We start from the raw sequence: 13253 nt of genomic DNA on the forward strand, positions 1-13253 counted from the left end.
GTCTCATCTCCTGGGTCGGGTCCTCGGCAGCCTCGTCGCTCCGGCGGCGGCGAGCAGACAGAGGCCGAGGACCCACCAGAAGGTGTCGCCGAACGCGGCGGAGATGTCGGGGTCCCGGGCCGCGAGCCGGTTCTCGAGGACCACGGCGAGGGCGGCCGTGCCGACCGAACCGCCCACCGTGTTGAGCAGGTTGAGCGCTCCGGCCGCACGCGGGAGCTGTTCGGGCTCGATGCGGCTGTAGACGATGTTCATCACGGGCGCGCCGATCATCGCCATCCCGATGCCGCGGACCGCGAGCGCCGCGATGATCACCGCGTCCGGCGGTTCGTGGCCGAGCAGGGTGAACGGGACCGTCCCCGCGAGGATCAGGGCGATGCCGGTGACGACCAGGGTCCGCGGCGCGACCTTGTCGATGGTGCGGTTGACCAGGACGGACCCGGCCGCCGCGCCGATGCCCTGCGGGGCGAGCAGCAGCCCGGCCTGCCACGCGGAGAGGCCGCGGCCCGTCTGGAAGTACAGCGGCAGCAGGAACGTCGTGCCGAACACCGACGCGCCGAGGACGAGCAGCGCGAGGGCCGCCGCCCCGAACGGTGGCCGGGCGAACAGCCGGGGGTCGACCAGCGGCGTGGCGCGGGTGCGCAGTCCGTGCACGGCGAAGCCCGCCAGCATCGCGAGGCCCGCCGTCACGCCGAGCGCCGCGGGCAGGTCGCGGCCGTGGGCGACCTCGGTGAGCCCGTACACGAGGACGGCGAGGCCGGGCGAGAGCAGCATGGCGCCCCGCAGGTCGAACGCCGTGCGCCGGGGCGCCGGGGGCACCGCGGGCACGTGGCGGCGGGCGAGAACGGCGGCGACCGCGCCGATCGGCAGGTTGACGAGGAACAGCCACGGCCAGGACGCCGCGCTGAGGATGGCGCCGCCGACGAGCGGGCCGAACACCGGTGACAGCAGCGGGACGACGGCGACGACGCTGATCACGCGGCCGGTGCGGTGGCGGCCCGCGATGCGGGCGAGCAGCGCCTGACCGGTCGCGGGCAGCAGCCCGCCGCCGAGCCCCTGGACCACCCGGAACACGATCAGGCTGGTCGCCGACCAGGCGAGCGCGCACAGCACCGAGCCGAGCAGGAACACGCCGACGGCGGCGAGCCAGGTGCGTCGGCCGCCGAAGCGGTCGGCGAGCCAGCCGGACGCGGGGACGGCCGCGACGACGGCCAGGAGGTAGGCGGTGCTGACCCACTGGATGTCGGCGACCGACGCGTCGAACTCCTCGGTGAGGCGGTCGATGCCGACGCTGACGATGGTGGCGTCCAGCGTGGCCATGAAGGTGCCGAGGACCAGGATGAACGCGATGCGCAGCAGCTGTCCGTCGACCCGGTCGGCGGGCGGCGCGGTCTCCGTCGCCCGGCCCCCTGGAGCGCTGGTCATCGGCCCTCCAGGAGGTCGCGGACGTCGCGGTCGAGGTGCTCGTCCAGGGTGCGGAGGACGTCGAGGAGTTCGCCGGCGAGTCCGTCGGCGCGCACCCCGGCGCGGTGGGCGAGCACGCCGGTCCAGCCGTCGCCGTCCGGCATGACCGTCAGGGTCACCGGGTGGTGCGTGGACTCGCGGAAGCGGGTGCCGATCACCGTGAGCCCGGGAGCCGGCTCGCGGAGCCGGTCGGGGTCGACCGGGTAGTTCTCGAAGACGACCATGCTGTCGAAGAGCCTGCGCCGCCCGGTCAGCCGCTCCAGGTCGGTCAGGGCGACGTGGTGGTGCTCGACCAGTGCGCGCTGCCCGGCCTGGAGTCCGGCGAGCGTCTCGGCGAGGGTGCCCGCGAGCCGAGCGCGGACCGGGACGGTGTTGGCGAGGAGGCCGACGATCTCCTCGACGCCCGCGAGCTCCGGGGGACGGCAGGCGACCATCGCGCCGAAGCAGACGTCCGTACGGCCCGAGTGCCGTGCGAGCAGCACCGACCAGGCGCCCTGGATGAGTGTGTTGCGGGTGAGGCCGCGGCGCGCGCCGAGGCGGGTGAGGGCATCGACGAGGTCAGCGTCGAACGTGATGAGGGTGGGTTCCTGCCAGGCGGGGCCCGGTTCGCCCTCGCTCAGGTAGTCGCCCTCGGGCAGCCCGGCCAGTTCGGCGGTCCAGAGGCCGAGGTCGGGTTCGTGGTCGGCGCGCCAGCGCAGGTAGTCGCCGAACGGCACGGGGGCGGGCAGGTCGGGGGCGGCGCCGCGGGTGCGGGCCGTGTAGAGGTCGAACAGTTCGGTGAGGATGCGCGGGGCGGACCAGCCGTCGGAGAGGACGTGGTGGCTGGTCATGACGAGGTGGGACCGGTCGGCGCCGTCGCGGATAACGGTCAGGCGCAGGAGCGGGCCCTCGGCGAGGTCGAACGGTTCGGCGAGGTCGGCGGCGAGCGCCTCGTCGGCGGGTCCTTCGACGACGCGGAAGTCCGGCCGCGGCGACGTGGGGAGCACCGCGAGGTCGGCGGGGAACACGGCCCCGAGGTTCGGGTGACGGTCCATCAGGTCGGCGCCGGCCGCGCGGAGGGCGTCGAGGTCGAGCGGCCCTTCGAGGGTGAACGCCGACTGCACGGTGTACGGGTCGGGGTGTTCGGTGCGCGAGTGCCGGAGCATCACTTCCTGGAGCGGGGTCAGCGGCTGGATCCCGGCGACGGTCCTGCCGCCGTCGAGTGCGCTGATCTCCGGTGCGGCGGCGAGTTCGAGGAGGGCCGTGCGCAGGCACTCGGCGAGCTCCTCCGCCTCCGCGGCGGTGAACAGGGCGGCGGGCCAGGTGAGGCGGACCCCGAGCGCGTCGTCGCGCACGAGGGCGTTGACCATCAGGCTGTGCGGCAGGGGCAGGTCGTCGGTGCCGCCGGAGCCGAGCGGGTCGGCGTCGGGGGACGGCTGCCACGGTGTCTCGTCGGTGGGGGCGCCGGGGAACTGGCCGAGGTAGTTCCAGGCGATCTCCGGCGTGACCGGGTCGAGGAGACCCGCGGAGGTGAGGATGCCGTGGCCGAGCCCGTCGCCCTGGGCGCGCAGCCGCTCCTTGACCGTCTGTACGTCGTCGTCCGCGTCGAGGCGCACGGGGTGCACTGCGGTGAACCAGCCGACGGTCTGGGAGAGGTCGACGTGCCGCGGGCGGCCGTGGCTCTCCAGCGCGACGAGGATCTGCGGGGTGCCGCGCCAGGCCCGGACGGCACGGGCGAGCGCCGTAAGCAGCACGGCGTCCGGGGTGGTGCGGTGGGCGGCGGGCAGGGTCGTGATCAGTGCGCGGGTCGCGTCGGTGTCGAGGTGGATCTCGTGGTGGCGTGCGGTGGCGACGGTGTCCCTGGCGGGGTCGAGCGGTTCGGTGAGGGCGGGAGTGGCGGTCATCCGCTGCCAGTGCGGGAGTTCCTCCCGGCGGTCGGCGTCGCGCAGGGACTGCGCCCAGCCGAGGAAGGACTGTCCGTGCCGTGCCAAGTCGCCACCTGCGTGGGCGTGTCGGACGTCGTCCAGGAGGATGCGCCAGGACACGCCGTCGGCGACCAGGTGGTGGGCGACGAGGACGAGCCTGCCGGGCCTGTCGGGTCCGGCGTCCACCCACAGGGCGCGCAGCAGCGGTCCTGTGCGCGGGTCCATCGCGTCGCGGATGCCGGTGACGCAGGCGTCGACGAGGGTGCGCAGGTCGCCGTCGGCGGCGCGGACGACGGTGAGGATGTCGGCGCCGGTGACCGCGCCGGTCTGCGGGATGTGCAGGACGTCCGCGCCGAGGCGGGCCCGCAGCACGTCGTGCCGGGCGAGCAGCGCGTCGAGTACGGTCTGCCACTCCCCCGCGTCGCCGCCCGGCGGGACGCAGATCTCCACCCACTGGCAGAAGCCGTCGGCGGCGGTGCCGGCGCGGCGCAGCAGGTCGCGCATGATCGGGGTGAGCGGCGCGTCGCCGGTGGCGGGCGCGTCGCCCTCGTCGAGGGTGCGGGCGCGGGCCGCGATGCCGGCGACCGTCACTCCCTCGAAGACGTCGCGCGCGGTCAGGCCGAGTCCCCGGCGGCGGGCACGGGAGACGACCTGCAGCGACACGATGCTGTCGCCGCCGATGGCGAAGAAGTCGTCGTCGGGGCCGACGGCGTCGGTGCCGAGGACGTCGCGGAAGACGCCGAGCAGGACCGCCTCGGCCTCGGTGGCGGGGTCGCGGCGGGCGGCGGTCACGGTCTCTGGGGCGGGCAGCGCGGTCGGGTCGAGCTTGCCGCTGGGGCTCAGCGGCAGCCGGTCGATGGGCACGAGCGCGGTCGGGACCATGTGGTCGGGCAGTTCCCCGGCCAGGAATTCCCGTACGCGGGCGGTGTCCAGGTCGGCGCCGTCGGTCGGGATGACGTAGCCGACGAGCCGCCCTTCGCGCACGATGACGGCGCAGGCGCGGACGTCGGGGTGCGCGGTGAGCGTGGACTCGATCTCGCCGAGTTCGACGCGGAAACCACGGACCTTGACCTGGTGGTCGACGCGGCCCAGGAACACGAGCTGTCCGTCGGGCCGCCACCGCACCAGGTCGCCGGTGCGGTACATGCGCTCGCCGGGCGGCCCGAAGGGGTCGGCGACGAACCGCTCGGAGGTGAGTCCTGGACGCCCCAGGTAGCCGCGGGCCAGGCTGGGCCCCGCGAGGTACAGCTCACCGGTCACGCCGACGCCGACCGGCTGGAGGCCGCCGTCGAGGACGTACGCCCGGACGTTCGGGTCGGGCAGACCGATGGGCAGCGGCCCCTCGTCGTCCGGGTCGTAGTGCCAGGTCACGGAGTTGATCGTGACCTCGGTCGGGCCGTACGCGTTGAAGAGCGCCCGCCGTCCCCGGCCCCAGCGCCGCGCCAGTTCGGGGTCGAGGCGTTCGGCGCCGACGACGAAGAACACATCGGGGTCGACGGTCCGGTCGTCGGGCATCGCGGCGAGGAACGACGGCAGCAGGTTCACGCCCGTGACCCGGTGCTCGACGATGTAGTCGAGCAGTTCGTCGCCGGGGACGCGCACCTCCTCGGGGGCGATGACGGACGTGCCGCCGGAGAGGAGCGGCACCATCGTCTGCCAGAACGCGACGTCGAAGCTGGTCGACGCGAAGTGCAGGTACCGGTCGTGCTCGGTGACGCCGACGACCTCCTCCTGCAGCGCGATCAGGTCGGGCACGCCCCGGTGGGTCACGCCGACGCCCTTGGGGCGCCCGGTGGTTCCGGAGGTGTAGATGACGTACGCGAGTGCGTCCTCGGTGAGCCGGGCGCGGGCCTCGGCCGGATCGGTGTCCGGCGCGGCGGCGAGCGTAGCGGGGTCGTCGAGGCGCAGGACGGGGATGTCGCGGTCGACGGGCAGTGCGGCGCCGGTCGACACGACGGCGGCCGGGGCGATGTCGTCGAACATGTACGCAAGCCGCTCCCGGGGGTAGCTCGCGTCCATCGGCACGTACACCGCGCCCGCCTTGGCCACGCCGAACAGCGCCACGGTCATCTCGATGTCGCGGCCGAGCAGCACGGCGACCGGGTCCTGCGGGCGCACCCCGCGGGCGATCAGCGCGTGGGCGACGCGGTTGGCCTCGCGGTCGAGCTCGGTGTAGCTGAGGCTGCGGTCGCGGCAGACGAGGGCTTCGGCGGCGGGCTTGCGGCGCACCTGGGCGGCGAACTCGTCGAGCCAGTGGCCGCGGGCCTTGGCGGGGACGATCTCGGTGCCGGTGCGCAGGATCCGCTCGCGCTCGTCGGCATCGAGGGCGGACAGCCGCACGGCGGGGCGTGCCGGGTCGGCGACGATCTCGCGCAGGAGATGGTGCAGCCAGCGGCCGTAGTCGCGGACGGTGTGGGCGTCGAAGGCGCGCGGCTGGTAGCCGAGGCCGATGGTGATCTCGTCGTCGGGGATGACGATGACGGTCAGCGCGTAGTGCGTGGCGTCGGTGATGTCGACGCCCGTCAGGTCGAGTCCGGGGGCGAGCGGGGTGCGCTTCCTGCTGGACAGCGGGAAGTTCTCCATCACCAGCATGGTGTCGAAGAGTTCACCGATGCCGACCGCCCGCTGGATGCCGGGCAGACCGACGTGGTGGTGCTCGGCGAGCGCGACGCTCTCGGCGTGCACGTGCGCCAGGATGTCGCTCGCGGTCTGGTCCTGGGTGTGCCGCACACGCACCGGGATGGTGGTGCCGAGCTGGCCGATCATCGACTCCACGCCCGCGACCTCGGCGGGACGGCCCGACACGGGGCAGCCGAAGACGACGTCGCGGCGCCCGGTGAGCTTGCCGAGGAGCAGGCCCCACGCGGTCTGGACGACGGTGGTGAGGGTGACGCCCTGTTCGCGGGCGAAGGTGCGCAGCCGGTCGCTGAACTCGCGGTCCAGCGTGACGCTTTCGCGTCCCGGCCGCTCGACGGTTGTGCCGGTGCTCGCGGGGGCGAGGCGGGTCGCGTCGTCGACGCCGGCGAGCGCGTCCCGCCAGGCGCAGGCCGACGCCTCGTGGTCGCGGTCGGCGAGCCATCGGAAGTACTCGGAGAGCGGCGGGGCGACGGGGGCGGCGGGGCCGCCGGTCAGCTCGGCGTAGAGGGCGAGGAGGGTGCGGCCGACGATCGGCATGGACCAGCCGTCGAGCAGCGCGTGGTGGTTGGTGATGACGAGCTTGTGCTCGTCGGGTCCGACGCGGGACAGCAGGAAGCGGATGAGCGGCGGGCGGGCCGGGTCGAAGGGGCGCTCCATGTCCTCGCGGGCGGCCTCGGGGAACCGGTCGTCCTCGCGCCAGTCGAGGTGGACGTCGGCGGGGATCACCTGCACCACGTCGTCGCCCGCCGTGCCCAGGTACACGCGCAACGCGGGGTGGCGGCGCAGGAGTTCGCGTGCCGCCTCGGCCATCACGTCGGGCCGTACCTCGCCGACGAGCGTCGTCACGGCCTGCACGACGTAGACGTCGGCTTCGTGGTCGTCGCGGACGAGGGTGTGGAAGGAGAGGCCGACCTGCAGCGGGGTGGCGGGCAGGACGTCGGCGACACGGCCGGTGCGTTCGAGGGCGTCGATGGTGTGCTGGTCGAGGTCGACCAGCGGCAGGTCCGACGGGGTGAGCCCGCCGGAGGTGTGGCGCGCGTGCTCGGCGAGCGCGTCAAGGGCGGCCGTCCAAGCGCTCTGCAGACCCGCCACCGCTTCGGCGCCGAGCACCTCGGACGCGGCCGTCCACTCGACGGCGAGCCGGGGCGCGCCCTCCTCGTGGACGAAGCAGTTGAGGGCGAGGACCTGTTCGAGTGCCTTGGCGTCGGGCTCGATGACGGAGAACGCGTCGCGCTCGGGCAGCCGCCAGCCGGTGCCGGGCAGCGAGCCGAAGCGGCCCAGGTAGTTCAGCAGAACGTCGGGCGGCGCGACGGAGCCCAGTTCGGCGCCCGCCTCCGGGTCGAGGTGGCGCAGGACTCCGTAGCCGACCCCCGCGTCGGGGACGCCTCGCCGGGCCTCCTTGGCCGCGCGCAGCACCTCCCCCACGCCGTCCACGCCGCAGGCCAGGGGGACGCGGACCGGGTACTCGCCGGTGAACCAGCCGACCGTGCGCGACAGGTCGAGGTGTTCCCGGCCGTGGCCCTCCATGGTGACGGTCACCGCGTCGTCGTCGACCGGCCCCCCTTCCCGCAGGGCGATCACCAGTGCGGCGAGCAGCACTTCGTCGACCCCGGCGCGGTAGGCCGCGGGCAGCGTGGTGAGCAGCGCCTCGGTGACCTCGGGCGAGGCGACGGTGACGGACCGGCGGGCGGTCGCGACCGTGTCGCGCTTCTGGTCGAGGGGGCGGGCGCCGACGCGGGACGCGGAGCCGAGGGCGGCGCGCCAGTGGTCGAGTTCGGGGCGACGGGCACCGGACGCGCCCTGCTCGGCGAGGAGCGTGGCGTGGCGGCGCCATGACGTGCCGACGGGTTCGAGTGCGGCACCCGTGCAGGCGGTGTGCAGGTCGGGCAGGAGGATGCGCCAGGACACGCCGTCCATGGCGAGGTGGTGGACGACGATGACGAGCCGGTCCGACGTGTCGTCGCCGGTACGGAGCAGCGCGGCCCGCACCAAGTCTCCTGTACGGGGGTCGAGTTGCGTGGCGAGGCGTTCGGCGAGCGCGGTGACGTCGCCCTCTCCGTGGCTCTCGTCCTCGGCGTGGACCTCGTCTTCGGCGTGGACCTCGTCGACGACGGCGCGCACGGCGCCGCGGGGCAGCACGTCGAGTCCGTCGTCCACGCGCAGCCGCAGCGCGTCGTGGTGGTCGAGGACCGCCTGGACGCCCGCGACGAGGTCTCCGTGGGTGAGGTGGTCGTCGATGTGCAGGGCGGTCCACTGGGCGTACCCGGCGACGGTGTCCACGTCCGGGTGCGGGTCGAGGAGGCCGCGCACGATGGGCGGGGCGGGCACGGGCCCGGTCGGCTCGTCCACCGGCCCGGCGACGTCTTCCACGAGGGTGGCGGAGGCGGCGAGCGCGGCGAAGCTGCGGCGGGCCAGGAGGTCCCGCGGCCGCAGTTCGAGGCCCTTGGCCCGCAGGCGGCTGCTGATGGTGATCGCGGTGATGCTGTCGCCGCCGAGGGAGAAGAAGTCGTCGTCGACGCCGACCCGTTCGACCTCGAAGACGTCGGCGAGGACGGCGCAGAGCAGCCGTTCCCGCTCGGTGCTCGCCGCGCGGCCGCCGCCGGAGGAGGCGGGGGCGGGCAGCGCGGCCCGGTCGAGCTTGCCGTTGGTGGTGACGGGCAGTTCGTCGAGGACCACCACGGCCGCGGGCACCATGTGTTCGGGCAGCCGCGCGGCGAGTTCGGCGCGGACCGCTTCGCCGGTGACGGTGGTGGACGCGACGTAGCCGATGAGGCGGGAGGAGCGGACGGTGGCGGCGGCCGCGGTGACGCCGGGGACGGCGCCGAGCGCGGCCTCGACCTCGCCGGTCTCCACGCGGTGGCCGCGGATCTTGACCTGTCCGTCGCCGCGGCCGAGGTAGGTGAGGCCGCGGCCCGGTATCCAGCGGGCGAGGTCGCCGGTGCGGTACATGCGCGCGCCGGGCGGGCCGAAGGGGTCGGCGACGAACCGGTCGGCGGTCGCGCCGGGCCTGCCGAGGTAGCCGCGGGCGAGGTGCGGGCCCGCCAGGTACAGCTCGCCGGCGCGGCCGTGCGAGACGGGCTGCAGCGCGCTGTCCAGGACGTAGACGCGGGTGCCCGCGAGGGGGTGGCCGATGGTCGGCTCGCCGCCGTCGATGCGGGCGGTGGTGGCGTCGACGGTGGCCTCGGTGGGGCCGTACATGTTGCGTGCGGTGATGCCGGAGTCGGCGACGCGCCGCCACAGCGCGGGCGGGGTGGCCTCGCCGCCGAGGACGAGGAGTGTGGGCCTGCGGTCGAGGAGGCCGCCGTCGATCAGCGGCGCGGCCATGGACGGCGTGGTGTCGACGATGTCGATGGCGTCGCGGGCGTACGCGGCGAGGAGCGCGTCGGCGTCGCGGGCGGTCTCGGTGTCGTACACGTGCAGGCGGTGCCCGCACAGCAGCCAGATCAGGTGGTCGAACGCGGAGTCGAAGGCGAACGAGTAGGTGTGCGAGACGTGCAGTTGCCTGCCCGCGGCACCCTCGGCCTCGGCGACGACGGTCGAGCGCTGGTGGTACAGAAGCGCGGCGAGACCGCCGGTCCGGCCGAGCACGCCCTTGGGCCGGCCGGTCGATCCGGAGGTGTGGATGACGTAGGCGAGGTGTTCGGGGTGGCGGGGCGCGGCCAGTTCACCGGTGGCCAGGGGCGCGCCGGACTGGGTGGCGGCCTCGTCGAGCAGCGTGCTCCAGGGCACTCCGTCGATGTCGTCGGCGGCGGTGAGCACCAGCGCGGGGCGGGTGTCGTCGATGAGGCCGCGCAGCCGCTCGGTGGGGTACGCGGTGTCCAGGGGCAGGAAGGCGGCGCCCGCGTCGAGTACGGCGAGGAGGGCGACGACCGAGTCGGCGGAGCGGGGCAGCGCGAGGGCGACGACATCATCGGCGCCGATGCCCCGGGCGCGCAGGGCTCGGGCGATCCGGTGGACGCGGTCGGCCAGTCCGGCCGCGGTCAGCCGCTCGTCGCCGCACACCAGGGCGGTTTGGTCGGGGTCGGCGGCGACCATGGCGTCGAAGGCGGCCGGGATGTCGGCGGGTGCGCCGGGCAGGGCGGGCGGGCACCAGGACGCGAGGAGGCGCTCGGTGTCCTGCGCACTTCCGGCGAGCGGGGTCCGGCCGACGGTCCGGCCGCCGATCAGCCCGGCGAGCAGAGCGCGCAGGCCGGAGAGGAGCCCGTCCACGGAGGCCTGGTCCTGGGACCTGGCGTCCACCTCGAAGCCGAGCAGCAGTCCCCCGTCGCGGGCCGGCAGGACGCTCAGGCCCATGTCCTCGGGCGGGCCGCCCGCGACGTTGCGCATCACGCCACTGGCACCGGCGAAGTCGAGGGCGAGGTCGAAGGCCTTGAGGTTGATGCCGCGGCCGTGCAGGAGCGCGCCCGCGCCGGGCACGCCGAGGTCCCGGGGCAGGTCCTCGCCGCGGTAGCGCTGGTGGTCGCGCATCTCCTTCATGGCGGTGGCGACGCGGCGGCTCAACTCGCCCAGCCCGTCCCCGGGTTGCACGGTGACGCGCAGCGGAAGGACGTTGACCGCCATGGCGGGGGTGCGCAGCTCGACCGAGCCCGTGCGGCACATGAGCGGCAGGGCGAAGACGACGTCGGTGCGGCCCAGCGTGCGGTGCAGGAACGCGGCGTAGCAGGCGATGAGGGCTTCGCCCCAGGTGACGCCTTCGGCGTCGGCGAAGGCGCGGAGCGCGGCGGTCTCCTCGGGGGTGAGGGCGGCGCGGGCGGTCAGCGTGCTGTCGGGCGCGCCGCCGCTCGCACCAGCGTCGGTGTCGTGGTCGAGTTCGGGGAGCGGCGTGAACCGCTCGACCCAGTACGCGCGGTCCTCGGCGAAGCGGTCGCTCTCGCGGTAGGCGCGGTCGGCCTCGACGAGGGCGGCGAACCCGCCGAACGTCGACGTGCGGGGCTCGGTGCCGTTGACGAGGGCGGTGTAGTGGGCGGCGGTGCGGCGGGCGAGCATCGCGGCGGTGTAGCCGTCGAAGATCAGGTGGTGGCCGAGCTGGGTGTACCAGACCTCGCGGTCGGAGAGCTTGATGACGGTACGTGCGTACAGCGGCCGGTCCACCATGCCCCGGCAGGCGGCGCCCATCCGGGCCCGTTCGGCGTCGACGAGGGCGTGGGCGGCGGCCACCGGGTCGGGGTCGCCGCTGACGTCGATCACCTCGGGCGCGGCGACGGGGTCCTGGGAAACGGTCTGGCGCGGACCTTCCGGGGTGTCGTACACGCGCAGCCGCAGCGTCTCGGCTTCCTCGGTGGTGGCCCGGACGGCCTCGACGAGCGCGTCGACGTCCACGGGTTCGCCGCCGGATATCTCGACGACGTCGCCGACCACGTAGTACGGCGAGTCCGGTTCCAGGCGCTGCGCGTTCCAGATGCCCAACTGGGCGCCGGTCAGGGGCAGCAGGCCGTCCGAGGAGACGCTTGCGGTGCTCAACTTACTCTCCTTGCAGGGTGGGGACGACCATCGGCGTGGCGGTGACCGGGTCGGGGACGATGACGCTGGGCAGGTCGAAGACGTCCTTGATCAGCGCGGCGTCCACGATGTCCCCGGGGTCGCCCTCGGCGACGACCCGGCCGTCCTTCATGGCGACGAGGTGGTCGGCGAAGCGGCACGCCTGGTTGATGTCGTGGAGTACGGCGATGACGGTGCGGCCCTCGTCGCGCAACCTGGCGAGCAGGCCGAGCAGTTGGTACTGGTGGGTGATGTCGAGGAACGACGTCGGTTCGTCGAGCAGGAGGTAGGGCGTCTCCTGGGCGAGGACCATCGCCATCCACACGCGCTGGCGCTGTCCGCCGGACAGCTGCTGCGCGGGACGGTCGCCGAGGTCCTCGACCCCTGCGGCCACCATCGCCTCGTCGATGGCCGCGTCGTCGTCCGGCGAGCGCAGGGCGAGCAGCGACTGGTGCGGGAAGCGGCCCCTGGCGACGAGCTGGCGGACCTTGATGTCCTCGGGGGCGAGGGGGTCCTGCGGCAGGAAGCCGAGCTGCTTGGCGAGGGCCTTGGCGGGGTAGCCGCCGACTTCGCGGCCGTCGAACTCGACGTGCCCTTCGTGGGGGCGCAGCAGTCGTACGAGCGACCGCAACAGGGTCGATTTGCCACAGGCGTTGGGGCCCACGATGGCGGTGAACGCGCCGTCGGGGACGTCCAGGTTCAGCCGGGTGGAGACCACCCGGTCTCCGTAGCGCAGGGTGATGTCCCGCGCGGTCAGGCGTGCGGTCACGCGCGCGCCACCTCCTTGCTGAGGAGCCAGATCAAGTAGCAGCCGCCGATCGCGGTGCTGACGACGCCGACCGGCAGGGCGACGGGTGCGAGCAGCATCTGGGCGATCAGGTCGGCGCCCTGGAGCAGTACCGCGCCGGTCAGCGCGGCGGGGAGCAGCGGTACGCCCGCGGCGCCCGCGAGCCTGCGGCCGATCTGCGGGGCGGCGAGGGCGATGAACGCGATCGGTCCGGCGACGGCGGTCACCGTGGCGGTGCAGCCGACGCCGACGAGCACCATGAGCAGCCGCAGCCGGGTCAGTCCGACGCCGGTGGTCACGGCGATGGCGTCGCCGAGTGCCGCCTGGTGCATGGCGTGCGCCCGCGACGCCATGAGGGCGAGGAGCACGGCGATGACGGTGAAGGGGATGCCCAGGTCCTCCCAGCCGACTCCGGCGAGGGAGCCCGCGCTCCAGCCGACGGCGGCGATCGCCACTTCCAGGTCGGCGCGGAGCACGATCCACGAGTTGACCGCGGTGACCATCGCGTTGACGGCGATGCCGATGACGACGAGTCGCAGTCCGGAGAAGCCGCGGTCGAACGAGAGCAGGTAGATCACGGCGGCGATGGCCAGTCCGCCGAGCACCGACCCTGTGGCCAGCTGGGCGGAGGTGCCCGACAGGACGGTGAGGGCGAGGAGGGCGCCGGTGTAGGCGCCCGCGTCGAGGCCGATCACGTCGGGGCTGCCCAGCGGGTTGCGCGTGAGGTTCTGGAAGAGGGCACCGGCGACGCCGAGGGCGGCGCCGAAGACCAGTCCGGCGAGGACGCGGGGCAGCCGCCAGTCGGAGATGACCACGGAGCGGTGGGTGCCGGTGAGTGAGGCGAACACCTCGCCGGGGGTGGACCACGACGTGCCGTAGCAGAGTCCGAGCAGGCCGAGGCCGAGCATCAGGACGGTCATGACGGCGACGAGGACCACCGTGCGGCGTTCGGTTCTCGGTATGAGGGTGTGCACGGCTCTTCTCGT

4 protein-coding genes are annotated in these 13253 nt (G+C 74.2%); all 4 read right to left on the bottom strand.

From position 1 onward, the window contains the following. Positions 1-3: 3 nt before the first annotated feature. From DEJ49_RS02620 to DEJ49_RS02635, 4 genes are read right to left on the bottom strand one after another with little or no spacing between them, the layout of a single operon-like run. Positions 4-1422, bottom strand: coding sequence for an MDR family MFS transporter (locus DEJ49_RS02620; RefSeq protein ID WP_150182187.1), 1419 nt, complete (start codon positions 1420-1422; stop codon positions 4-6). After that, positions 1419-11462, bottom strand: a complete 10044-nt coding sequence (locus DEJ49_RS02625) for a non-ribosomal peptide synthetase (protein WP_150182188.1) — start codon at positions 11460-11462, stop codon at positions 1419-1421. Before DEJ49_RS02625 ends, DEJ49_RS02620 begins: the two co-directional genes overlap by 4 nt. Position 11463: 1 nt before the next feature. Continuing rightward, complete coding sequence (locus DEJ49_RS02630) at positions 11464-12249, bottom strand: ABC transporter ATP-binding protein (protein WP_150182189.1); 786 nt, start codon at positions 12247-12249, stop codon at positions 11464-11466. Next, a complete protein-coding gene (locus DEJ49_RS02635) occupies positions 12246-13187 on the bottom strand; it encodes a FecCD family ABC transporter permease (RefSeq protein WP_150187997.1) in 942 nt (313 codons plus the stop codon). The genes DEJ49_RS02630 and DEJ49_RS02635 overlap by 4 nt, the downstream gene beginning before the upstream one ends. Positions 13188-13253 lie beyond the last annotated feature (66 nt).

The sequence above is a fragment of the Streptomyces venezuelae genome, assembly GCF_008642335.1.
Classification (GTDB): domain Bacteria; phylum Actinomycetota; class Actinomycetes; order Streptomycetales; family Streptomycetaceae; genus Streptomyces; species Streptomyces venezuelae_F.

What these genes read in the sequence shown, in the direction of transcription:
- DEJ49_RS02635 (WP_150187997.1), bottom strand. Translation starts at nt 13,187, where the DNA reads ATGACCGTCCTGATGCTCGGCCTCGGCCTGCTCGGACTCTGCTACGGC.
- DEJ49_RS02620 (WP_150182187.1), bottom strand. Translation starts at nt 1,422, where the DNA reads ATGACCAGCGCTCCAGGGGGCCGGGCGACGGAGACCGCGCCGCCCGCC.